Genomic DNA, 24,849 nt, shown 5'->3' on the forward strand with positions numbered 1-24,849 from the left:
TAAAAATTAATATTTTCTTAATGTCTCTTACAAAACAAGCAAAGATTAATTGTGTTATATCTTATAAATGAATCAATCATGATGGAACAGATGTATGTTCAGCCGGAGCAAATAGTGAGTTTTGAATTTAGTCGCTTTCGCTTACCACAATATGTTAATGAGTTTAAACCGCTGCTTTTCAAAAATGGTGAGTTATATTTTGCCGTTTTAGGTTCTGATCTGAAAAATGGAATATGCGGAAAAGGTGAGACGCCTGAAGATGCGTTAATGGACTGGAATGATCAACTTCGTGAGGTGTTGCGTGGTCCAGATCTGGATAATCCAGCTATCCGGTATGTGCTGGAAACGATTAGTGCCTTGAAAAGAGAAATCTGAGTTTTTAAATTTACGCCGACTGCTCAAGCATAGCTTACAAGCAATTTCTGAAAAAGATGGGCTTTTAACTATATTTCTTTTTGTTTACAAATTTTAGGTTTTACGATTTTTATTCAGCGCTCTTTCATCGTATTTTTTAGGGTCTTTTCGCTTAGTTTTAGTTTTTCTTTGATTTTTCTCTTATCAATGGTCTCTCTTTTGATCGACCAGACGCTTATCCCAATTTCACTCTTCAGTTTAGATAGTTGATTAGCATTTTTTTTGAGGCTTGAACCATGCAATAGCTCACTTCTATTATGCAAAGGCAAATATAAAGCTCATTTAATAATTAGCTGAGGAATTGTGTTTTTCAGAATCTGAATTAAAACGATAACTTCTTCAAAGGCTTAAATTAAAAATTCCCGGTCTCCAAAAATGCAGACCGGGAGTAAAATGTTTTTGATTTACTTCAATACCTGAATAACAGGCTTGCCATCTGCCTGAGGCAATTGGAAACCCAATATTCTTGCAACAGTAGGAGCAACGTCTTCCAGGTTAATGGAGTCTAGTGCAATTCCCGCTTTAACACCAGCACCGGCAATGATAAACCCTGTTCTGATTTCTTTGCTGTCTGGAAAGTATCCGTGGGCTCCTCCTTTCTTAATGTTAACTAGCTTTCCTGAATTAGCATCCTGGATGTATACGCCATTCGCCGCTGCAAGGGCGAAACTGGCATGCGGGTCGGCCCCAATTTTATCCAGTTCAGTACGTTCGACGATCCTGAACATCTGCTGGATATCGTTTGGAAGAAAAGCCATCTTCTTTCTGACTTTCTCTAATGTGGCTTTGTCATTTACGTCCTTCAAGTGAAAAAAAGCTGATCCGCCTGCGGCCTGGAATTTCGCCACAGGCTCCTCTTTTCTGAGTACATTCACAACCGCCATCGTTCCTTCGTAAATCTTAATGATTTCTTGTCCGGCAATGGGCATGACAGATTTAAAGACAACTTTTTCTTTTTTCTGTGCTTCGATCCATTGCTGGCGGGTGAAAGAAATATCGCCTTGTGGCCCAACTGCAATAAAATCGTATCAATCAATTACTGTACCGGGTTTCTGGCTACGCAGCAATTATTTTATTTCTAACCGCTCTTTCGGATAAGTGGTTGTGTCTACCTGCGCCTGCGCAATAATGGTCAACAGGAAAAGTATAGCCGTGCTAAACATTGTTTTCATTGTAGGGATTTTTTTAAGTTTGAGATATTAATATACTTACAATTAGTTAGTTACCTCAATAATAGGAATTAAATGTCATGCCAGTTAATATTCCTCTTTTTCAGGATGCTTATTCTTATGGAGACAAGAAAAGACTTAATTATAGGTTAACACTTCAAATAAATCTGTAAATAGACTTAAAGGGATTGAGCAGATGATGCTAATTTAAAACCAAACTAAAATTGATTGTTTTGAATTATTCACTACATTTAACCGTAGTCCATTAGATTTTTCGGCACTGCAGATTTACCAGATAAAGTACAGTTTCCTAAACCGGATATGAGCCGCTTAACCTTTCTCTTTTCTTTTTTGTTTTTACTCTCATGCATTCAGGTAAACGCCCAACTGACTTTCAAAAGTGATTTTTATTCAACAGAAAATGGCCTTTCTCACGATGCGGTGACAAACATCATGAAAGATCGTGAAGGTTTCATTTGGGTTGGTACCTGGAATGGAATTAACCGTTTTGATGGCCATCATTTCAGATCATTCAAATCTTTTCCTGGAGATCTTTCGCGGTTAAAAAACGATAGGATTGATCAAATTGTAGAAGATTTTGGGACAAATTTATGGATTAAAGCTTATGATAATCAGATCTACCGTTTCGATAAAGTTAAAGAAGAATTTAATCTGTTCAGCCTCAAACATGGCAAAATACTTTTTAATAGGATAAAGGTTGGCAGCGGGGGCGAAATATTTTTAATTACCAAAAATGATGGTTTAGTTGTCATCCCAGATCCGAAATTCCCGGAAAAATATGCGCATTTCTCTACGAGATCCTCCTCTTCAGTAAGATTCCCATCTAACGTTGTCAACTTTGTTCAGGAGGATGCTCAAAAAAAAATTTGGATCTCTACTGACAAAGGTCTTATTTGTTTAATGAAGCGGAACAAAGGTTTTGTGCAGTTAAAACTTAATTCCAGCATTTTTAGTAATGAGGATTTTGCTTCCTCTGCAGAAAGTAAATCCAGCCTTTATTTCGGATCAGCCACTGGAAATCTACTCGTGGTAAATAAATCAAATCTGTCAGCAACTATAAATCGGATATCCAAAGGCAAAATTAATAGCATTTTGGCATCGAAGTTTAGTGAAAATATTTATACTTCAACCTCAGTTGGAGAACTCATTACCGTAACTGCTAATCCATTTAAGGTTGTTCGAACAAGTCAGGCAGGCGAGAAATTGGCTTGGATGTTCGAGGATAAAACAGGCTTAATTTGGATTGAACCTGATAATAATGGCGTAATCTCCTATAATCCAAAAACCAATAGTTTCAATAAAATAACGGCAACAAGCGATGATGGCTACACTTATAATGGAACATACTTTAGGGCCTTTGAAGATAACAAAGGAAGGGTTTGGGTGAGTATGAAAAATGCTGGGTTAGGTTATCTGGAAGGCGATAAAAGTAAATTTAAAATATTTAATAGCGATAAAAATCCATCATTCGATAATCTGCCAAATGCCGTTACAGCTTTATTTTATGAAGGTGACGGCGTAATCTGGTTTAGCAGTGTAGATCGGGGTGTGAATAAAGTAGTGCTCCAGGAGGGGTTTTTTAAACAAAAGTTTCCCACAGAAAAAACGATACAAAGATCGGATAATGATGTGCGTGGTATTTTAGTAGACCGTAAAAACCGCCTCTGGCTTGGGCAAAAAAGCAGGAACATTTATGTGCTAAGGGATGGAAAGCAAGTCCCTATCAAATTTGTTGATCATGAAAAGAATGCTTTAGGTGCGGTATACTGCATATTAGAAGATAGTAAAAATAATATTTGGTTGGGTACAAAGGCCAATGGTTTATATCTGGCTAAACCACTGAATGCAGAAAGGACCAGTTATTCACTCACTCATTTCAAAAAAAATCAATCGCAGCCGTATTCATTAAATAGCAATGAAATCTATTCTCTCCTGGAAGACAAATTTGGAAAAATCTGGATCGGTACTTTTGATGAAGGTTTAAATGTAGCCATTGTTAATGGGGGGAGTACTAAGTTCTCGAATAAGCAAAACGGTTTAAAAGGTTACCCGCACGAAGGTTTTCAAAAGATTAGAACCCTGGCATCAGATGGCGCCGGAAATATATGGATTGGAACTACGAGCGGTTTATTGGTTAAGGATGCAGGTTCTGCTGGTGCTCCCGGTATGCGATTCGCAAACTATGCTAAAGTGCCTGGTGTAAAAAATAGTTTGGGAAATAATGATATCCAATTTATTTTCCGAGATCATAAAAATAGCATGTGGTTAAGTACCTCTGGTGGTGGTCTGGATAAAGCATTCGTACAGAATCCTTTTAAAAAAATCAGTTTTAAAAATTATACTACCCAGCAGGGGCTCCCGAATGATTACGTGCTAAGCAGTACAGAGGATCGCCACGGCTATATCTGGGCCGCTACGCAAAACGGATTATCAAAATTTGATCCTTTAAAAGAAGAGTTTACCAATTATGGTACTTATAACGGCTTACCTAAAGTCACTTTCTCTGAGTCGGCAAGCCAGCGTTTTGCCGATCAATCTATTGTGTTTGGCACCAATCGTGGTTATATTCATTTCCATCCGGATAGTATTGTGAATAAGAAAAGTGCTGCAAAAATGGTGTTCACTAATTTGCAGGTAAACAATGTCGATCAGTTTCCAGATTCGAATGGCTTAATCAACGCCGATATTAACTATTTAAATAAGCTGGAGCTAAATTATGATCAAAATATTTTAAGCATTGATTATGCCGTGCTGGATTCGAAGAAAGGAGCTAAGCAATTATATGCTTATCGTTTACGGGGCTTTGAACAAAATTGGAATATTAATAGGGAAAGGCGAAGAGCCACCTACACCAATTTGCCTCCGGGTAAATATGTATTTGAGGTAAAAAGCCTGGATAACGAAAGTTTTGTTCATCTTCCTTACAAACAGTTAGCCGTTACCATTTTACCTCCACCTTGGAAAACATGGTGGGCTTACTTCATTTATATTTTAATCGCCTTGGGGCTTATAGAGGGAGCCAGGAGAATTATCTCAACCATGATCAGCCTTAGAAATAAGATTACCGTTGAGCGGAAGATGGCAGAATTAAAAAGCAACTTTTTTAATAATATATCTCATGAACTACGCACCCCACTCACGTTAATTTTGAATCCCATTGAAGAAATTGGAAAAAACGAAGCCTTAAGTCCTCAGGGATTTAATCAGATTGAAATTGTAAAAAAGAATTCTAACCGGATGATACGTTTTATCAATCAGCTTCTGGATTTCAGAAAGCTGGAAAGTGGTAAGGCAAAGTTGCAAATCGCTCATTTCGATTTAAGTATGCTGGTTAAAGAGGTATTGACTTATTTTCGCGAAACTGCATTGCAACGCAATATCAGCCTTAGCCATTTACCAAGTGATTTAGCTTTTAATATCTGGGGTGATAAGGACAAATTAGAGATTGTAATTTATAATCTGCTTTCCAACGCTTTTAAATTTAGTGATGATCATTCAAATATTTGTTTGAAAATTGATAATGACTTCTCAATGAAGTATGTTAATCTCTCAGTTGAAGATCAGGGTGTTGGTGTTCCGGCAAATCAACTGAAAGAGATATTCAACCTCTACTATCAGGTCGATCATCAGAATGATATGAATCAAAAAGGTTCGGGCATTGGTTTGGCACTTTCAAAAGAAATAATTGAACTGCATGGAGGACAGATTTCTGCACATCAAAACGAGGATCGAGGTCTGACCGTAAAAGTGGCTTTGCTAACTGATAAATCTCATTTTGTTGGAGAAAATATAGAATTTATCGAAAGCCAACAGGTTAGTCTGCCAGTCAAACAGGCACCGAAAGGGGAGGGGAAAACCCCGGTACTTAGTGATGACTTACGACCGAAAGCGAAGCTGCTATTAGTGGAGGACAATGATGATTTAAGAAACTTTCTGACTACCCAGCTTAATCGGTTTTATGAGGTGGAGACGGCTGGAGATGGCGCCGAAGGTCTGCAAAAAGCCCAGAAATTAATACCCGATTTGATTTTAAGTGATGTGATGATGCCGGTAATGAGCGGTATTGATATGCTTGATCAATTAAAAAATGATATTTCGACCAGTCACATCCCTGTGGTATTGTTATCTGCAAAATTTTCAATTGAAGACCAGATTAAAGGCTTGCAATATGGAGCAGATTATTATATTACCAAGCCTTTTAACAATGAATTTTTAATGGTCGCTATTGCTGGTTTAATAAAGCAACGGAAAAGGATTTTCACTGAGTTGGTAGAAAACAAACATTTGCCGCCGCTTGAACCTTCGGATATTGTGATTACCGACAAAGATAAGCTGTTTATGGAAAAGGTAATTGAAATAGTGGAGCAGAACATGGAAAATACCGATTTCAACATCGATTCTGTTGCAGAAGCCATTGGCATGGGGCGATCTACCTTTTACCGGAAATTTAAAAGCTTGACAGATTTCGCCCCTGTAGAATTTGTACGCCACATGCGTTTGCAGAGAGCAAAACAATTTCTTGATGGCGGAGAAAAAAGTATTTCGGTAATTGCCTATACCGTGGGCTTTACCAATGCCAAATATTTCAGCACTTGCTTTAAGGAGAAATACAAACTGTCTCCTTCAGAATATTTGAAATCAATAGGTGAGTAATTAATTTTGCCTAATACTTAAACCCCTTTGCACATTTTTTAAACCCCTTTTTATCCTTCTGATGATATTTTTGCCTCATTACTAACCAATATAAAGACTGTTGAATGTGTTCGGTATTCATCAATCTGCAAAGGATAAGAAAGATATGAGAAGTATAAAAACCAGCATTAACCCTAGCAAAATTATTTTCGGCCTATTCCTCCTGTTAGCCTTTACGGTCAGCTCCTTTAATGCAGTTGCACAGCAGCTCCTTAAATTGCACTATGATAAACCGGCCCAAAATTGGAACGAAGCACTACCGCTCGGCAATGGCCGATTGGGTTTAATGGCTTTTGGAAATCCTGAAAGGGAACATTTACAGTTGAACGAGCAAACCGTTTGGGCAGGTGAACCTGGAAATAATGTGCCAGCGAATACCTCGAGCCAAATAAATGAAATCAGGAATTTACTTTTTCAGGGTAAAAACCAACAAGCTCAAAACCTTTCCAATCAAACCTTTCCCCGCCAGGCGCCCGCTGATCTCAATTACGGTATGCCTTATCAAACCGTAGGAGATTTGTGGATCACTTTTCCAGGTCACCAAAACTATAGCAATTACTATCGCGATTTAGATATCAGCAATGCTACATCAACAGTAAGCTATCAGGTAAACCATACCACATTTACAAGAAAAGTGTTCGCGTCTCTTACTGATGATGTCATTGTGATGAAAATTACTGCCGACAAGGCCAATAGCATCAATTTTACATTAGGCTTATCCAGTATACAAAAAGATCACCAGATTAAAAATGACGGAAGTTATCTTCAGCTCTCGGGCAATAGTGGCAGTGTAGATAATAAAAAGGGAAAAATTAAATTTGAGGCATTAGTGGCCCCTGTTGTACAAGGTGGATTGGTTAATAAAACTGATTCATCAATAACGGTGAGCCAAGCTAATTCGGTAATCTTTTACATCTCCATTGCTACAAACTTTAAAAACTATAAAGATTTGACCGCTGAGCCATTGGTAAAAGCAAAATCAATTTTAAATAAAGCCATTGCTAAAAAATATGAAGAGGCTCTTGCCGCACATCAGAAGAAATATCAGTCATTTTTTAATCGCGTAACATTAGAATTGGGAGATTCCGAGCAATCTAAAAAAACAACTGATGTTCGGGTGAGGGAATTTGCCGATCATAAAGATCCACAGCTTGTGGCACTTTATTTTCAATTCGGGCGATATCTTTTAATTTCAAGTTCACAGCCCGGCGGTCAGCCAGCAAACCTTCAAGGAATTTGGAATGATAAAAATTCGCCTCCCTGGGATAGCAAATATACCGTTAACATCAATACGGAAATGAATTACTGGCCTGCTGAGATTACCAACTTATCTGAAATGCATGAGCCATTATTTTCCATGCTAAAAGATCTGGCCACTACTGGCAAGGAAAGTGCATCTCAAATGTATCATGCAAGGGGTTGGAACATGCACCACAATACCGATCTGTGGCGAATTACCGGTATTGTTGATGGCGGTTTCTATGGCATGTGGCCAATGGGTGGCGCATGGCTTACACAGCATTTGTGGCAACACTATCTTTTTACAGGCGATGACAAATTCTTAAGAGAAAACTATCCAATTTTAAAGGGTGCGGCCATGTTTTATCTGGATGTATTAAAGGAAGAGCCCAGAACAAAATGGCTGGTAATGGCACCGTCGATGTCGCCAGAAAATACTTATGAAAAAAACGTAGGCGTTGCTGCCGGAACTACTATGGATAACCAGCTTATTTTCGATACGTTTAACAACCTGATTAATGCTGCGAAAATCTTAAAAACCGACGGATCGTTCTCTGATTCTGTATCAACCGCATTAGCTAAAATGCCACCCATGCAAATCGGTAAATACAATCAGTTGCAAGAGTGGCTACAGGATTTAGATCGGCCAGATGATAAACATCGACACATTTCTCATCTTTATGGCTTGTATCCTTCTGGACAGATTTCCCCGTTTCGGAATCCTGAATTACTGGAAGCTGCGAAGAATTCTCTGATTTACCGTGGAGATAAATCAACAGGATGGTCTATGGGATGGAAGGTGAATTGGTGGGCCCGAATGCTGGATGGAAATAAAGCTTACAAGCTGATTTCGGATCAGCTAACTCCAGCCCCGATGGAAACCAAAGGCCAGTCTGGTGGTACTTATCCAAATCTTTTGGATGCACACCCACCGTTTCAAATTGATGGTAATTTTGGCTGTACTGCAGGTATTGCCGAAATGTTACTACAGAGTTATGATGGCAATATTTACGTGTTGCCAGCTTTACCCGATGCCCTGGCTAGCGGGAAGATAACAGGGCTTAAAGCTCGGGGTGGCTTCGAGGTTGATATGGAGTGGAAAGATGGAAAATTGAAAAACCTCATTGTTCAATCGACCATCGGCGGAAACTGCAGATTAAGGCTTTCAGATCAGGTAAGTTTAAACGGAAATGCAAAGCTTGTAAAATCAAAAGGAGACAATACAAATAAGTTTTATCAGGTAAATAAAATCAAAAGTCCGATGTTATCTACGGAAGCAAAATTAAAAGGCATAGCAATTCCGAAAACTAATCTATTTGATTTTGATACTATTGCTGGTGAGAAATATATTTTTAACGCTCGCTAATCCGAATAGACTTCAAACAAATCGCTTTTAAGGACAATAAGGTGGATTTGCACAGAAAACAGACTATTTTGGTCAATTTTTTTACCCTATTTTTTGTGGCTCAATTTAAATTTGTTTATCAAAATGGAGTAAGGCTTCGCCCTAGTCACATTTTATTGCTAACCAAATTTTCAAATTGTTAATCGTTTAAGAGAATCTTCTTAAGTACTAAATTCAAAAGTCAACTTATTTTTTTACAACATCAGATTTACAACCAATTTTAGATTCTAGTTATGCAACCGTTTGCATTGAAATCACTGTCAAAATAAAAACCCGGGTTTTCATCTTCGAGGGCCCAAGCTAACCAATTAAATTATGAGGAAAAACTACAACATCTATTTCAAAAAAGAGGCTTTTCAGCGAGTGCGATTATTGAAGAGCCCAAAAGAGCTAAGCCATGATAATTTCTGCTTACAATTATTTAATTGTTCACCAATCAACTGATCGATTATGAAGTACATATACATTTTTATAACCCTGATTTTGTGTTCAGCACAAATTGCATGGGCACAAAATCGAACACTTAAAGGGCAGGTAACCGATGAAAAAGGCGGTATAATAGTAGGCGCAACCATATCCTTAAAAGGTACCAACCGGGGAGTTAATACTGATAGCGAAGGTAAATTCTCAATCGCAGTTCCATCAGGGGTGGCCACTTTAGTGGTTCAGTTTGTGGGGTATGTTAAAAAGGAGGTGAATATTGCTGCCGATGGTACGACTGCTAAAATTACGCTTCAGGACGATGTTAATGTCCTCCAGGAAGTTACCATCGTTAATGTGGGTTATGGTACAGTTTCCCGCGAAGCCCTAACCGGTTCTGTTTCTTCTCTTCGTGCTGACCAGATTAAGGATATTCCAATTAATTCTGCCGAACAGGCTCTTGCAGGTCGGCTTGCGGGGGTGCAGGTAACCGCTACCGATGGCGCTCCTGGAACCAACGTACAGATCAGAATCAGGGGTGGGAGTTCTATAACACAAGATAATTCTCCATTATATATTGTTGACGGAGTACAGGTTGAAAATGCGCTTAGAGCACTGTCACCTCAGGATATAGAATCTATTGATGTGCTTAAAGATGCAGCCTCTACCGCCATTTACGGGGCGAGAGGTGCAAATGGTGTAGTATTGATTACCACTAAAACCGGTAAGCGTGGAAAAATGACCGCTAGCTACAATGGTTTTGTTGGCGCCAGTAAAATTCTGGGTAAGTTAGATGTGCTGGATGCGACTGATTACCTTAAATATCAATACGAGCGCAGCCGCGGAAATGTGCTTGATAGTACTTCGTTCGTGAATAATTATGGTCCATTTGATACCCTTGAAGTGTATCGTGATAAAGGCCGCGACTGGCAAAATGAGGTTTTCGGAAAAGTTGCTTTGCAGCAAACGCATAACTTGAGTTTAAACGGGGGAGATGAAAAAATTAACTATAACCTAAGCTTAACCACCAACGGCCAGGAAGGGGTGATGATTAATTCAGACTTCGACCGTAAGCTTTTAGGTTTCAAAATGGAGTTAAGGCCTAATCAAAAATTTAGAGCTGGTTTCAATGTAAGATATACTGATGAACGAATTAATGGGGCTGGCGTATCAAGCCCTGGTTTGGCCAGAGATAATTTCCTGAAGAATACACTTTCCTATCGCCCGATAGATAGTAAAAACCCGACAGATATTGATTTCTACGATGCCCAATATCTTGCAGTTTCCGATTTGAGAAACCCGGTAATTAATGCCACCGCGGTTTACCGGAAAACTTTTGGGAAGAGATACAACCTGTCTGGGTATCTGAGCTATGCATTAACTCCTGAAATCACCGCAAGAGTGACCGTTGGTTATGACAATAACAATTCCAGAACAAACAACTTCTATTCAGAAATTACCGGTCAGGCCTCGCTTTATTCCGCAATGCCAATTGCTTCAATATTAACGGGCGTAGTAAATTCGTTAAATAATTCAAATACGGTTACTTACAGCAAGAAGAATATTGCAAAACATCATGACATCGATGTATTGATTGGTCAGGAATCCTATCAAACCAGAAATGAGCAGTTTAATGCCGAAACCAGGTATTTTCCTTTAGGCATCAGTCCGGAAAAGGCACTATCCAATATGAATTTGGGAAATCCACCCGCAGGCCAGGCACAGCCGCGTCCTACAACTAACAATGTGATGGCCAGAACTTTTTCGTTTTTTGGACGTGTGAATTATGGGCTAGACAAAAAATATTTGCTTACGTTAACGGCCAGGGCCGATGGTAGCTCAAAGTTTATGGATGGGCAACGATGGGGATTTTTCCCTTCAGGAGCACTTGCCTGGAGAATTTCTGATGAGAAATTTGCACAAGCTATCAAACCCGTGGTTTCTGATGCCAAGCTGAGATTGAGTTACGGTTCTACAGGTAATAACCGGATCAATGATTTTAGTTACTTACCGCTTTATTCTTCCAACACCTATTATGGATTGAATGAGCAACTTGTACCAGGCGTAGTACCCACACAGTTGGCTAATCCAAATGTGAAATGGGAAACTACAGTATCAAGGAACCTTGGCCTTGATTTAAGTTTTTTCAAAAACAGAGTGCAGTTTACAACTGATATTTATTACAACAGTACCAAAGATTTATTACTGCAAAATCCTATTCCACAAACCTCTGGATATACGCAACAAACCCAAAATATTGCGGCCACATCAAATCGCGGTATAGAGTTTCAATTGTCTGGATTGATTGTGCAAACCAAAGATTTTAGCTATTCAGCAAGTTATAATATGTCTTTCAATAGTAACAGGGTTGAAAAGCTTAATGATGGCATCACGAGTAAAGGTTATGCATCAGGTTGGGATAGCAATACAGGAAACGACTATTTAGTTGAAGTTGGAAAGCCACTTGGCCAGATGTACGGATACCGATCAGACGGATATTATAAAGTAAGTGATTTTAATTTTAATGCAACTACAGGGGTTTATACCCTCAAGCCTGATGTTGCTTCATTTTTTGGTGTAACGAGAAGCACCATTCAACCAGGTACAATGAAACTTTTGGATTTGGGTGGCTCGATCAAAAATCCTGACGGTAGTCCGGCGATCCATACTGATGAAGACAGGACGGTGATAGGAAATGCAGCGCCAAAATTTATTGGAGGCTTGAATCAACAGTTTTCTTACAAGAACTGGGACATGAGTATTTTCGTGAACTTTAGTGTAGGGAATGATATTTATAATGCCAATAAAATTGAGTTGACAAACTCGAGATTACGTGGTGTAAACCTATTAGAATCTGTGAATGGCAGATTTACCACGATAGATCAGAATGGTAAGTCGATTTACAATAACCCTGCAAAGCTAGAGGAATACAATGCCAATGCAACAACTTGGCGCCCTTATGAGAACAGTAACTTGTTTACTGATTGGGCTGTAGAAGACGGATCGTTTTTAAGGATCAACAATATTACGCTGGGTTATACGCTACCGACTGATCTGGCGAAGAAAATCAAGTTGTCTAGCCTTCGTTTCTATGCTACGGTAAACAATTTGGCTACCATTACTGGTTATTCAGGTTTTGATCCTGAAGTAAATACCCGTACAAATGGAGGATTGACGCCTGGAGTAGATTATTCTGCATATCCAAGATCTAGAACCATCCTTTTAGGAATTAACTTAACTTTTTAAAACTAAAATTTCAGCATATGAAATTCAACAATATTAAAAGATTTGCCTTCGGAGCGATGTTGGCCTCTGCCATATTCAGCTTAGGCGCTTGTAAAAAGTATTTGGAAATTAAACCAGAATCTGCTTTTTCGCCTGAAGATATTTTCAGCAATGTTTCTAGTGCAAATTCGGCTATCATGGGCGTTTATCAGCTTTTAGCTGGAGATGATGGTTACGGCCAGCGGCAATCACTGGTGTTTGTAAACGATACCGACGAGTTTTCAAGAAGTGGCGATGTTGATGCTGGTGCCCGAGGACTTGCCCGCTACAGTGCCGATGCCGGAAATAGTGAGCTTGCCGCTACTTTCACCAGAGGGTTTCAGGGAATTGAACGTGCTAACTTATGCATCAAATATATCCCTCAAATGGCAGCTTATAACAATGGGTCTGTTTCAGATAAAAAAGAATTGAGAAGACTTTATGCCGAAGCCCTGGTGCTTAGAGCAATCTATTATTTTGACCTGGTTAAAAATTGGGGCGATGTGCCCATGCAATTGGAACCTTCGGTTTCAGGAATGGATTTTAACCTTAGTAAAACTAATAGTGATGTCATTTACGATCAGATTTTAGGTGATATCGCAGTTGCTGAGCGCATGTTGCCTTGGCGCAAAGAAACCACTATTGATGAGCGTATTACCCAGGGTGCTGCCCGTGGAATGAGGGCCAGAATAGCATTATTCAGAGGAGGATATCAGCTGCGCCGGTCGTCAAAAGTGATGGAACGTTTACCTGATTATTTAAAATATTACACGATGGCGAGAGATGAGTGCGATACGATAATGAAATCAAATCAACATGCCCTTAACCCTAGTTTTTATGATGTATTCAAAAAAGCCAACGAGCTGACCTTGGACAACGTATATGGCGAACGCATGCTCGAAGTGGCGCAGGCTGGTGGAAATGCCAACTATGACAGTAAACTAGGAAGGGCTAGCGGTACCCGTATTGCTGATGGATCTCGCTACGGACCTGGTGGTGGAGCATTAAATCCAACGGCTAGTTATTTTTATTCTTTTGATGTATCTGATCCTAGAAAAGAGGTTACTATCGCTCATTACAATATCGATGCAAATAATTTGAAAAGCCCGGCCAGAATAACGGAAATGAACGACGGAAAGTACCGTAGAGACTGGAGGCCTATCATTGCAGGTGCTACCCAAACCCTGGGAATTAACTGGATTATGCTACGCTATTCTGATATTTTGTTGATGTACGCCGAAGCAGTAAATGAAATTAATGGATCACCTGATGCCTCGGCAATAAAAGCCTATGAAGATGTGCGCAAGCGGGCTTTCTCAGCAAATCCTGGTAAAGTAGGTGTAACCCCGACTTCTAAAACGGCTTTTTTTAATGCAATCGTACAGGAAAGATCATGGGAGTTAGGTGGCGAAGGAATCAGGAAATACGATTTAATCCGATGGAATTTACTGGGGGCAAAACTTGCTCAAGCCAAAGCAGAAATGACGACGATTGTGAATACGCCAGCTAAATATGCGAGGTATTTGTATTACAGAAATGTGGGGGAAGAGTTCGAATTCCTGCCGGGAACAGGCTATTATCTGCCTGATCCTGCCGTAGCACCTGCGCCATTATACAATGCCACTACCAATCCAACGGGATATATCCGTATAGATTGGAGGCAGAATTTAACCACTACAGCTGGTGGCGCAATAGAAAAATTAGGGCGTACTTTTCAATCTAACCATTCCGAAGTTTTACCTATTCATAGGAGTATTTTGGATTTGAACCCCAACCTTAAACAAGATTATGGATATTAAATGCAATATCCCCTCTGAAAACTGATGATTAAAATACAATGCCTGGCCTGAAGGTTGAGAAATTAGACGGCCTGGCTTTGTACCTTTAATGCAATGGAGAAAAAGGTTTATTCCATTATCAATTTGAAAAATTATCATACTTCAACCATCATTCAGGAAAATATGAGATTAAAAGTTTTATTGGGCTTTGCTGTAACTACCATTAATTTAACTGTATGTTTTGCACAGAATAGCACAACCATACCAAAAGACTCCTCTTACAATGCGCAAAAAGTTTACAGTCAAATTCACAAAGATTATCCTTACGCCACGTTGGTTAAAGATGAATTGCCTGCTAACGTTAGCCAATTCAGGGATGTGATTTACACTACTTTGTCTAATACGCGTTTTGGAAAAAGAGAATTACATGCAGATATTTTTAGACCGAAAACCAAGAAGCTGTTGCCGGCTTTGATTATGGTTCACGGCGGAGGCTGGCGGTCTGGAGATAAATCAATGGAAGTTCCGTTGGCACAATTGATCGCAAAACAAGGCTTTGTTACCGTGCCGGTTGAATATCAACTCTCTTTGGAAGCGCCGTATCCGGCGGCCGTTCATAATTTGAAAGCGGCTGTTCGTTGGTTAAAAACAAACTGGGAAAAATATGGTGTTGATACCAATAAAATTGCAATTTCCGGAACATCTGCTGGCGGTCAGCTTGCAGCGCTTGTTGGCACCACAAACGGCTTACCTCAATTTGAAGGAGATAGGGCTAATTCCATTGCTTCGAGTAAAGTTAATGCCATTATTGATATAGATGGTGTGATCAGTTTTATAGGCCCAAGTTCACTTAACCTCAATCGGAAACCAGATTCTCCAGATATTGCCTGGCTCGGTGGCAGTTTCCAGCAAAAGCCTGAGATATGGCGTGAAGCTTCTGCGGGTTATTGGGCAAATGAATCTACCGTTCCAATGCTGTTCATTAATAGCGGTTTTTCCCGTTTTCATGCTGGTCAGGATGAGTTGGTAGGTAGCCTTAAAGAATGGGGTATTTACCAGGAAGTGCACAAGTTTAATGTGAAGATTCATCCGTTTTGGCTATTCCATCCCTGGGCTGATGAAACCGCTAATTATGTTTCCGATTTCATGAAAAAGGTTTTCAGCATGAAATAGTTTTGGTTGCTATGATTGAAATACAGAATTATCTATCTGCTTGTCTTACAAAAGCTTCAAATAGGTTTTTGCAAAGCCGAATAATTATTCTCTAAACCTAATAAACATGCACACAATCATTGTTTTTCAATTGATCTCATCGGAGTTGCTAACATTTAAAAAACTGAGAAATGATGTCAAAAATTTTATCTAAAGATCTTCAGTCGCAATCGCTAACAGAGTTTGTTCAAAAGGCTGTACTTAATTTATATGGAGCATTGCCTTCAATAGGTTGGTCAGAATTAAGCCGATCGGATACAAATTCCCCACTTAATCAGTTTGTTAAACACCTGAGGATTTCTGGAGCCCGGGTATTTATCAATAATGATGACTATTTTTTCTCGAGAGCATTTGGCCCCATTTCTGAACGCTTAAAAGGAAAGACCAGAAGAGATATCCGAAAATCACTTGCATTCTTAAGGATACGAACCTATACGAATTTCAATTTTCGTGTTGCTGCGGGTGTCGCTTCTCATGGTGCGTTGTTCATCACTAAGCCAGATATGATTCAACTCCAATTGCTAAACCAATGCCGTTTCGCAAAGCTGTTTATTTATGAAGAGGACATTCTATCTAACTTTCATCAAGCCGATTCGGTACTTGCACAAAATAACCAAACCGATGGCTATTATGTTTCTGGCCCTAACAGTCTAGCTTTTACGCCTGTCAATTTCGTTAGAAATATTAGTGGTTTGAGCGTTTATATCATCAGAAAAAAAGTTGTAGTAAAATCCAGGTCAGTGTTTTAAAGAAAATCGACTGATATAAAAATCTATCTCGCATAGATAAACAAAGCAAAAACTTATGAGAAAAATCCAAATATTTCTTTTTTTACTGATATTTCTAAGCCAATCCGTGAATGCCAAACAGCCCGACATTAAATTTACCGTATCGCAGGATGGAAAAGGAGATTTTAAGACTATTCAGGAAGCCGTCAATGCCGTTCGCGATCACATGCAATTCAAGGTTTCAATCTTTGTGAAAGCGGGAACCTATCGTGAAAAACTGGTGATCCCAGCCTGGAAAAAGAATATCATGCTTATAGGAGAGGGCAAGGAAAAAACAATTATCACTAATGGTGATTATACGGGAAAACCTTTTCCCAGCAAAGACTTTACAGGCAATCCAAAATACGGCACCTACACTTCATATACCGTACTGGTACAGGGAAATGATTGCAGTATAGAAAATATGACCATTGAAAATACGGCTGGTACGGTTGGACAGGCAGTAGCACTAACCATTGAAGCCGATCGTTTCAGTGCTAAAGACTGCTCGATTTTGGGTCATCAAGATACGCTTTACACTTCCAAAGATGGACGGTGTTATTTTGATAACTGTTACATTGAGGGCACTACCGACTTTATTTTTGGTGAAGCTACAGCAGTGTTTTACAAGTGTATTATCAAAAGTTTGGCTAACTCTTATATCACGGCGGCATCAACCACCAAAGAGCAGGCTTTCGGATACGTATTTTTGGAATGTAAGCTGATCGCCGCTCCAGGAGTTCAAAAAGTTTACCTCGGCCGTCCCTGGCGTCCATTTGCAAAAACCGTTTTCATCCGCTGTGATATGGGATCGCATATTGTTCCTGAAGGATGGCATGCCTGGCCTGGAGATCCGTTATTTCCAGATAAAGATAAAACTGCATTTTATGCGGAGTATGGAAATGTTGGGCCAGGAGCTAAACTAACGGGTAGAGTGGCATGGTCAAAGCAGCTTTCTAAAAGAGAGGCAGGGCGCTATACAATCAAAAATATTTTAGGTAACTGGTTGCCAACTTTTAAATCGCTTTAAAATGTATTCGATAAAAATAGCGGCGTTTTTAGTTGCCTCCTGGTTAAGTTTTGCCAGTGCACAGGAGTTCATCCCACTATATCCTAAAGATAAAATTCCAAATTCGAAGGGTACCACTAGAAAGGATAGTATTGCTAATGAACGGATATTTCGGGTAGCAAATCCTGGGATGTACTGTTATTTTCCTTCAAAGCAAGAAAATAAGGGGGCAGCGATAGTGATTTGTCCTGGAGGTGGTTACGAGCGTTTGGCCTATGTAATTAGCGGAATACAATTGGCCAAATGGTTCAATACAATGGGCATCTCGGCGTTTGTCCTTAACTACCGTTTGCCAAATGATGCCGATTTAATAGAAAATGCGAAGGCACCGCTACAGGATGCACAACGGGCACTCAAGGTTGTTCGAAGCAATGCTTTAAAATGGGGAATCAAGCCCGACAAAATCGGAATACAGGGTTCTTCGGCCGGAGGGCATCTGGCCAGTATGGCAGGAACCAGCCTAAGCGATATATCGAAAATTGCTGATAGTTTAGATCAGGTATCGGCCCGGCCCAATTTCATGATTTTGGTGTCTCCAGTAATTGATATGGGAAAATACGCCCATAAGGGCAGCAAAAAGAACCTGCTCGGACCAGGAGAAGATGCTGCATTGGAAGCCAAATATTCTACACAGTTACTTGTAACTAAAGAAACCCCATCCAGCTTTATTGCTGTCGCCTTTAACGATCAGGCCGTAGATCCACACAATAGCCTGCTTTTTTACCAGGCCCTGCTCGAACACAAAGTTCCGAGCAGTTTACATGTGTTTCCGCAAGGGGCGCATGCTATTGCTTTAAGAAACAACCCCGGAAGTGCTGAACTATGGACAGCACTCTGCGAAAAATGGATGTATGAAATGGATATCATTCCGATCGCACTAAAATAAAATAACAGAAATTTTCGATTAAAATAGCAGCAAACTAATTATGAAATCAAGGATATTATTGCTCACATTATTGACCCTTACCTGTTCGGCATTCGCTCAAAATAAAACCAACTCGTTTTCCTGGGAAAATCTACCAAAAATCAGCAGACCAACATTTAAGGCTGATACCCTTTCAATTGCAAAATTGGGCGCTAAAAGCGATGGTATATTTTTAAACACCGAAATCATCAATACTGCGATTGCAACATGCAGTAAGAATGGAGGAGGCACGGTGTTAATACCTCAAGGTATCTGGCACACAGGTCCGTTATATTTGAAAAGTAACGTTGAGCTGCACCTGGATAGAGGAGCAAATTTGATTTTTAGTAAAGACAAATCATTGTATAAACTGATAGAGGGAGATTATGAGGGGAAACCGGCTGCCAGAAATGAATCACCGATTAACGGAAACGATCTGGTAAATGTGGCCATCACGGGGAATGGCATTATTGATGCAAACGGTGATGTATGGCGTGCGGTAGGGCAATCGCAACTTACAGCTTCACAATGGTCTGCAAAAGTGGCCTCTGGTGGGGTGTTGAGTGATGACAAAAAGACCTGGTATCCTAGCGAGCAATTTAAAAAGACACATTTAGAGGGTAAAAGCATGCTGCTTCAGGCTGGTAAACCGCTGGAATCTTTCAATGATATGAAAGATTACCTGCGCCCCAATCTGTTGGTGCTTAAAAACTGCAAAAAGGTATTGCTGGCTGGAGTTACTTTTCAGAATTCTCCGGCCTGGTGCATTCACCCGCTTTTGTGTGAGGATCTGACTGTCGAAAATGTGACAATCAAAAATCCTCACTACGCACAAAATGGCGACGGCATCGACATAGAATCATGTACACGGTTTCTGGTTGAGAACTGTGTGTTGGATGTTGGAGATGATGCCATCTGTATCAAATCGGGAAAAGATGAAGAAGGTAGAAAGAGGGGAGTAGCCTGTGCAGAAGGGGTGATCCGTGGAAATACGGTTTATAGCGGACATGGAGCGGTGGTAATAGGAAGCGAGATGAGTGGTGGTGCAAGAGATATCTTTATAGAAAACTGCACTTTTATCGGTACAGACAAAGGCCTACGCTTTAAATCGACCCGTGGAAGAGGGGGCGTGGTGGAGCGAATCTATGCCAGAAACATCACGATGAAAGATATTCATCAGGAGGCGATTTTCTTCGACATGTTTTATTTTGTAAAATTTGCAACAGATGGTAAGCGTAACGATTCTCCGACAGTTAACGAGGGTACTCCCGTTTTCAAAAATATGTTATTTGAAAATATTACCTGCCAGGGAGCCAAGGTTGCGGTATTTATCCGGGGATTATCTGAAATGCCTGTTCAGAATATCGCCATACTCAACTCGAATTTAGTAGCCGAAAAAGGCATCGAACTTACAGATGCATCCGGAATTCGTTTCGATAATGTTGGCGTGTTTACGCAGAATAAAGCACCATTGATATCTGTTGCAGGCGTTAGGAACGTTCATCTGGATAAATTAAAGTTTTCTACAGGAACACCGCTGCTACTATCAATTGATGGAGATAAAAATAGGGATATTGTGATTACCAATACAGATTTGAAGAAGGCAAATAAGAATCTGGAACTAAAAAACGGCGCTTCAGAAAAGGTGGTAGCCCTAGGCAAATAATTTTCTATACACAACCAGCAAATTCATTGGGTTTCAGAATAAAAGCGACTGTTTGAGTATTAACTTAGGTAATAATAATGGCAGTCGATTACAAAATCAACTTCAATACGTTAGAAAGAATTGGATTATGATCATCGGCTCGCCAATTAAGATATAGCTCAGTTTGGAAGGGAAGCTTGATAAATCGTAAACCCGGACTTTCGTGATAAGAATACGAATCTGGCAACACGGCTATCCCCAAACGTTTTCGCACTAAGGCAATAATAGTTGAGCCGAATTCAGAATGAAGGTAAACCTCGGGAACGAAATCAAAAGAATTAAATAGCTTTTGGATAATGTACCCATAACTACTTCCCTCATCAATAGTTGGAAGGATAAATTTTTGCTTTTCGAGGGTTTCCTTGGTTAAATCTTTGAAGGTTTGGTAGGGATGGTTTTCGGGTATCACTAAGGCTAAATGATCCGTATAAATTTTCTTTGATTTAAGTCCAGAGATAATATTGATATCTCTGGTTATTGCCAAATCGATCTTATAGTTCCTCAAAAATTCCTGTTGGTTTTCGTATAAAATCTGAAGGAGTTCAACCTGTAATTGAGGGTATTTGATAGAAATTTTCGCCAAAATATCGGGGATTATGGAAGCGGAAATCGAATCGGGATGGGCAATTTTTATGGTACCGCTTTCACCCAGATGAATCTGCTTTGCCGATTGATGGATATACTCAATTTCGCTCAACTGCACTTCCCATTTATCTTTTAAAAACCTGCCGGCCGGTGTTAATTTTACATTCCTTTTGTTACGCTCAAATAGTAAAAGCCCTAATTCATTTTCCAACGATTGAATTTGACGGCTTAAGGCAGATTGCGTAATGTTCATTTTCGCTGCCGTATTCCAATAGTGAAGTTCACCTGAAAGTGCCAAAAAGTATTTGATTTGCTGGAGGTTCATTAATGCAATTTAATCATTAATAATTGAGTAAATAGCATTTCATTGCATTTGTTGAATTTGTAAATTTGGAATATGGAAAACTTAGAAATACTTCCGGTCAAAGCTAAAGATGTGCTTCATCTTCAGGATATCAGCAAACTGACTTTCTCTCAAACATTTTCAGCTATTAATTCCGAAGAAAATATGGCCAAATATCTGGAGGACAGCTTTTCTATTGATCAGCTGAATGAAGAGTTGCACAATGAGTCATCACTATTTTATTTTGCAAAGTTGAATGATGAGGTGATCGGCTATATGAAACTAAATACAGGTGAGGCGCAAAAAGAGAACCAAAATGACAACGCACTTGAGATAGAACGCATTTATGTATTGCAGGAATTTCACGGTAAGAAGGTCGGCCAATTGCTTTATCTCCACGCTATTAAAGTAGCCGAGGAAATGAAAGCAGATTATGTTTGGTTAGGTGTATGGGAGAAGAATTTTAGGGCCATTGCCTTCTATAAAAAAAATGGATTTGTAGCATTTGATCAACATGTATTTATATTGGGCGATGACAGGCAGATCGACATTTTAATGAAACTAGAATTAGCTCAGCGGAATGAATAAATTTTTGTCGGTGAGATTTTGATATGCTAACGTTGGTGTTGGAGTTTTAGGTCTTATTTGGCTCTAATGTCTTTTAAAACAATGGACGGTCAATTTTTTAATTGCCGCTAATTACTCATTGAATTATATCGTAGATTTGACCACACATTGAGGATCTACCAAGACTAGAAATATGAGCGTACTCTTTATAAAAAATATGGTTTGCAATCGCTGCATTATGGTGGTTCAAAGTGAAATGGATAAGCTTGGATTAGCCGTAGAACATATAAAACTGGGAGAAGTTACGCTTGAAAAAGAGCCAACTGCTAGAGAAAGAACTGCTTTGGAAGGTGCGTTGGTACCATTAGGTTTTCAGCTGATAGATGATAAAAAAAGCAGAATTATAGAACAAATCAAAAATGTAATCATTGAGTTGGTACATCATCAGGATAATGACGCTAAAACCAATTTGTCGGACGTTTTAAGTGAGAAACTGCACCACGATTACAATTACCTTTCTAACCTATTTTCGGAGGTGGAAAGTACCACAATCGAAAAATATTTTATCGCACAGAAAATTGAAAAGGTAAAAGAACTATTGGTTTATGATGAGCTGTCATTGAGCGAAATTGCTTTCCGACTGAACTATTCAAGCGTAGCCTACTTAAGTAACCAATTCAAAAAAGTAACGGGATTGACGCCAAGTCATTTCAAACAAATAAATGAAGAGAAACGGAAACCATTAGACCAGGTTTAGTAAATCTTACAAATCAATTCCATAATTCCACAATAACTATTCTCCATCTTGTTGCCAATTTTGTATTGTAAATAAAGCAATAGAATTATGGCTACAAATAACAATAACGAAACGGTTTACATTCCTTTAGAAGATGTAGAAAGCGAACATTGTGCTTTAATCGTTGAAAAGGGATTGGCAAAGGTTGATGGTGTAACATCCCCGAAAGTAGAACTCAACAACCGCAGAGCAGCCATTACCGTTACAAGTAATGAGACAGTTGGCAAAGCCGTTGCGGCTATTAAAGACTTGGGCTACGGTGTTTCATCTATAAAAAATACCTTTCCTGTTTTGGGAATGACCTGTGCTTCTTGCGCTGGAAGTGCAGAAAGCATCGTAAAGTATGAGCCAGGGGTAATTGAAGCTTCGGTCAACTACGCCACAGGAAATCTGACCGTTGAGTACCTTCCCAATATGACGGATGCTACCAAACTGCAAAAAGCCGTTCAGGGCGTTGGTTATGACCTGCTCATTGTTGAAGAAGCAAAACAACAGCAATCTCTGGAGACTATCCATGCGGATAAATTCAAAAAGCTAAAAAACAAAACTATTTGGGCCGTTATATTATCATTACCCGTGGTAATCATCGGGATGTTCTTTATGGATATGCCCTACGGTAACGAAATTATGTGGTTATTTTCCACTCCTGTGGTGCTTTGGTTAGGTAAAGATTTCTTCATCAACGCGTGGAAACAGGCCAAACACCGGTCTGCCAATATGGACACTTTGGTTGCCTTGAGTACAGGAATTGCGTATTTATTCAGTGTGTTTAATATGCTTTTTATGGATTTCTGGCACCAGAGAGGATTGCACGCACACGTCTATTTTGAAGCAGCTGCAGTGGTCATCGCCTTTATCCTTTTAGGTAAATTATTGGAAGAAAAAGCCAAAGGAAATACCTCTACTGCCATTAAAAAACTGATGGGCTTGCAACCTAAAACCGTGATGGTAATAGCACCGGACGGAACCGAAAAACAAACCCCTATTGAAGCCGTAAATGTTGACGATATAATCCTGGTAAAGCCCGGCGAAAAAATTGCGGTCGACGGAATGGTCACTTCCGGTAATTCGTATGTAGACGAAAGTATGCTGAGTGGCGAACCCGTTCCGGTACTAAAAACAGAAAACGAAAAAGTATTTGCCGGAACCATTAATCAGAAGGGTAGTTTCCAATTTAAAGCAGTGAAAGTTGGTAAGGAAACCATGCTTGCCCAAATCATTAAAATGGTGCAGGATGCGCAAGGCAGTAAAGCCCCCGTTCAAAAATTGGTGGATAAAATTGCAGGAATTTTCGTTCCGGTGGTGATTGGTATTGCCATCCTTGCCTTTGTTTTGTGGATTATTTTGGGTGGCGAAAACGGTTTGGTGCAAGGATTATTAGCAGCCGTTACGGTGTTGGTGATTGCTTGTCCTTGTGCATTGGGCTTGGCTACCCCAACTGCAATTATGGTGGGTGTTGGTAAAGGTGCTGAAAATGGCATTTTAATTAAAGATGCCGAAAGCCTTGAATTGGCTAAGAAAGTGAATGCAATAGTTTTGGATAAAACCGGAACCATAACACAAGGAAGACCTGAGGTAACCAGCATCCAATGGCTAAACGATGATGAAACATCCAAGGCAATTTTACTGAGCATCGAAAAACAATCAGAGCACCCATTGGCGGAAGCCGTGGTGAAACATTTGGAAGGCGTTGCTACCACAGATTTATCCAACTTCGACAGCATCACGGGTAAAGGTGCAAAAGCCAATCATAACAACGAAACCTATTTCGTAGGAAACAAAAAACTCCTGGCAGAGAACAACATTGCGATTGCAGAACAACTACAAACCCAATCCGATGAATGGGGCAAACAGTCTAAAACGGTCATTTGGTTTGCAAACAGCAAAGAGGCAATTTCTGTTATCGCTATTTCCGATAAAATCAAAGAAACATCGGTTCAGGCAATTGCAGCAATGCAGGAAATGGGTATCGACTTGTATATGTTAACCGGCGACAATGAAGCCACAGCCAAGGCAATTGCCGAGCAAACAGGCATCCTGCATTACAAAGCTGAAGTATTGCCACAACACAAAGCTGATTTTATAAAAGAATTGCAGCAGCAAGGCAAAGTAGTAGCCATGGTAGGCGACGGAATTAATGACAGTACCGCTCTGGCAACAGCAGATGTAAGTATTGCCATGGGAAAAGGCAGCGACATTGCCATGGATGTAGCCAAAATGACCCTCATATCTTCAGACCTTACCAAAATACCGCAGGCAATACGTTTATCAAAACAAACCGTGGCCACCATTAAGCAAAATCTTTTTTGGGCATTTATTTACAACCTGATTGGCATTCCCCTGGCTGCTGGATTATTATATCCAATTAACGGTTTCTTGTTAAACCCAATGATAGCCGGAGCGGCAATGGCTTTGAGTAGCGTAAGTGTGGTGAGTAATAGTTTAAGATTGAAGTGGAAGAAATAAATCAGTAAATATCATAAATCAAATGAAGAAAAC

General features: G+C 39.7%; 15 protein-coding genes. 13 read left to right on the plus strand and 2 right to left on the minus strand.

Going from position 1 to position 24,849, the window contains the following annotated elements; genetic code table 11:
- The first annotated feature begins 78 nt into the window (after positions 1-78).
- A complete protein-coding gene (locus ASE92_RS09855) occupies positions 79-375 on the plus strand; it encodes a hypothetical protein (RefSeq protein ID WP_056849918.1) in 297 nt (98 codons plus the stop codon).
- Positions 376-818: 443 nt separating this feature from the next.
- Here the strand turns inward: ASE92_RS09855 and ASE92_RS09860 are convergent, their stop codons facing one another.
- Entirely contained in the window at positions 819-1,343 is a 525-nt protein-coding gene (locus ASE92_RS09860; protein WP_056849919.1) for a hypothetical protein, read from the minus strand.
- A gap of 561 nt (positions 1,344-1,904) precedes the next feature.
- On the opposite strand from ASE92_RS09860, the gene ASE92_RS09865 reads away from it, so the two are divergent.
- The 9 genes from ASE92_RS09865 to ASE92_RS09905 all read left to right on the plus strand — a co-directional run bounded on the left by ASE92_RS09865 (position 1,905) and on the right by ASE92_RS09905 (position 20,020).
- Positions 1,905-6,257: a hybrid sensor histidine kinase/response regulator transcription factor gene (locus tag ASE92_RS09865; protein ID WP_056849920.1), complete on the plus strand. Its 4,353-nt coding sequence runs from the start codon at positions 1,905-1,907 to the stop codon at positions 6,255-6,257.
- Between the two features lie 145 nt (positions 6,258-6,402).
- The gene (locus ASE92_RS09870; RefSeq protein WP_056850040.1) at positions 6,403-8,901 is read left to right on the plus strand and encodes a glycoside hydrolase N-terminal domain-containing protein; all 2,499 of its coding nucleotides are present in this window, start codon (positions 6,403-6,405) and stop codon (positions 8,899-8,901) included.
- A gap of 489 nt (positions 8,902-9,390) precedes the next feature.
- Positions 9,391-12,606, plus strand: coding sequence for a TonB-dependent receptor (locus tag ASE92_RS09875; RefSeq protein WP_056849921.1), 3,216 nt, complete (start codon positions 9,391-9,393; stop codon positions 12,604-12,606).
- 17 nt (positions 12,607-12,623) lie between these two features.
- A complete protein-coding gene (locus tag ASE92_RS09880; RefSeq protein WP_056849922.1) occupies positions 12,624-14,423 on the plus strand; it encodes a RagB/SusD family nutrient uptake outer membrane protein in 1,800 nt (599 codons plus the stop codon).
- 93 nt (positions 14,424-14,516) lie between these two features.
- Entirely contained in the window at positions 14,517-15,575 is a 1,059-nt protein-coding gene (locus tag ASE92_RS09885; RefSeq protein WP_200926392.1) for an alpha/beta hydrolase, read from the plus strand.
- 170 nt (positions 15,576-15,745) lie between these two features.
- Complete coding sequence (locus ASE92_RS09890; RefSeq protein ID WP_157255700.1) at positions 15,746-16,363, plus strand: hypothetical protein; 618 nt, start codon at positions 15,746-15,748, stop codon at positions 16,361-16,363.
- 55 nt (positions 16,364-16,418) lie between these two features.
- Entirely contained in the window at positions 16,419-17,411 is a 993-nt protein-coding gene (locus ASE92_RS09895; RefSeq protein ID WP_056849924.1) for a pectinesterase family protein, read from the plus strand.
- Between the two features lies 1 nt (position 17,412).
- Complete coding sequence (locus tag ASE92_RS09900) at positions 17,413-18,336, plus strand: alpha/beta hydrolase (RefSeq protein WP_056849925.1); 924 nt, start codon at positions 17,413-17,415, stop codon at positions 18,334-18,336.
- Positions 18,337-18,376: 40 nt separating this feature from the next.
- Positions 18,377-20,020: a glycoside hydrolase family 28 protein gene (locus ASE92_RS09905; RefSeq protein WP_056849926.1), complete on the plus strand. Its 1,644-nt coding sequence runs from the start codon at positions 18,377-18,379 to the stop codon at positions 20,018-20,020.
- Between the two features lie 88 nt (positions 20,021-20,108).
- Here the strand turns inward: ASE92_RS09905 and ASE92_RS09910 are convergent, their stop codons facing one another.
- The gene (locus tag ASE92_RS09910; protein ID WP_056849927.1) at positions 20,109-20,969 is read right to left on the minus strand and encodes a LysR family transcriptional regulator; all 861 of its coding nucleotides are present in this window, start codon (positions 20,967-20,969) and stop codon (positions 20,109-20,111) included.
- 72 nt (positions 20,970-21,041) lie between these two features.
- Here ASE92_RS09910 and ASE92_RS09915 point away from each other — a divergent pair, with 72 nt between their 5' ends.
- From ASE92_RS09915 to ASE92_RS09925, 3 genes are all read left to right on the plus strand, one after another.
- Complete coding sequence (locus tag ASE92_RS09915; RefSeq protein ID WP_056849928.1) at positions 21,042-21,575, plus strand: GNAT family N-acetyltransferase; 534 nt, start codon at positions 21,042-21,044, stop codon at positions 21,573-21,575.
- Between the two features lie 172 nt (positions 21,576-21,747).
- The gene (locus tag ASE92_RS09920) at positions 21,748-22,311 is read left to right on the plus strand and encodes an AraC family transcriptional regulator (protein WP_056849929.1); all 564 of its coding nucleotides are present in this window, start codon (positions 21,748-21,750) and stop codon (positions 22,309-22,311) included.
- Positions 22,312-22,398: 87 nt separating this feature from the next.
- Positions 22,399-24,816 (plus strand): heavy metal translocating P-type ATPase, encoded by a 2,418-nt coding sequence (locus ASE92_RS09925; RefSeq protein WP_056849930.1) that lies wholly within the window; start codon positions 22,399-22,401, stop codon positions 24,814-24,816.
- The last annotated feature ends 33 nt before the right edge of the window (positions 24,817-24,849 follow it).

The organism is Pedobacter sp. Leaf41, from assembly GCF_001422545.1.
Lineage (GTDB): Bacteria > Bacteroidota > Bacteroidia > Sphingobacteriales > Sphingobacteriaceae > Pedobacter.

Coding starts and splice junctions, on each gene's coding strand:
- ASE92_RS09855 (WP_056849918.1), top strand. CDS start 79: ATGATGGAACAGATGTATGTTCAGCCGGAGCAAATAGTGAGTTTTGAA.
- ASE92_RS09860 (WP_056849919.1), bottom strand. CDS start 1,343: ATGCCCATTGCCGGACAAGAAATCATTAAGATTTACGAAGGAACGATG.
- ASE92_RS09865 (WP_056849920.1), top strand. CDS start 1,905: ATGAGCCGCTTAACCTTTCTCTTTTCTTTTTTGTTTTTACTCTCATGC.
- ASE92_RS09870 (WP_056850040.1), top strand. CDS start 6,403: ATGAGAAGTATAAAAACCAGCATTAACCCTAGCAAAATTATTTTCGGC.
- ASE92_RS09875 (WP_056849921.1), top strand. CDS start 9,391: ATGAAGTACATATACATTTTTATAACCCTGATTTTGTGTTCAGCACAA.
- ASE92_RS09880 (WP_056849922.1), top strand. CDS start 12,624: ATGAAATTCAACAATATTAAAAGATTTGCCTTCGGAGCGATGTTGGCC.
- ASE92_RS09885 (WP_200926392.1), top strand. CDS start 14,517: ATGGAGAAAAAGGTTTATTCCATTATCAATTTGAAAAATTATCATACT.
- ASE92_RS09890 (WP_157255700.1), top strand. CDS start 15,746: ATGATGTCAAAAATTTTATCTAAAGATCTTCAGTCGCAATCGCTAACA.
- ASE92_RS09895 (WP_056849924.1), top strand. CDS start 16,419: ATGAGAAAAATCCAAATATTTCTTTTTTTACTGATATTTCTAAGCCAA.
- ASE92_RS09900 (WP_056849925.1), top strand. CDS start 17,413: ATGTATTCGATAAAAATAGCGGCGTTTTTAGTTGCCTCCTGGTTAAGT.
- ASE92_RS09905 (WP_056849926.1), top strand. CDS start 18,377: ATGAAATCAAGGATATTATTGCTCACATTATTGACCCTTACCTGTTCG.
- ASE92_RS09910 (WP_056849927.1), bottom strand. CDS start 20,969: ATGAACCTCCAGCAAATCAAATACTTTTTGGCACTTTCAGGTGAACTT.
- ASE92_RS09915 (WP_056849928.1), top strand. CDS start 21,042: ATGGAAAACTTAGAAATACTTCCGGTCAAAGCTAAAGATGTGCTTCAT.
- ASE92_RS09920 (WP_056849929.1), top strand. CDS start 21,748: ATGAGCGTACTCTTTATAAAAAATATGGTTTGCAATCGCTGCATTATG.
- ASE92_RS09925 (WP_056849930.1), top strand. CDS start 22,399: ATGGCTACAAATAACAATAACGAAACGGTTTACATTCCTTTAGAAGAT.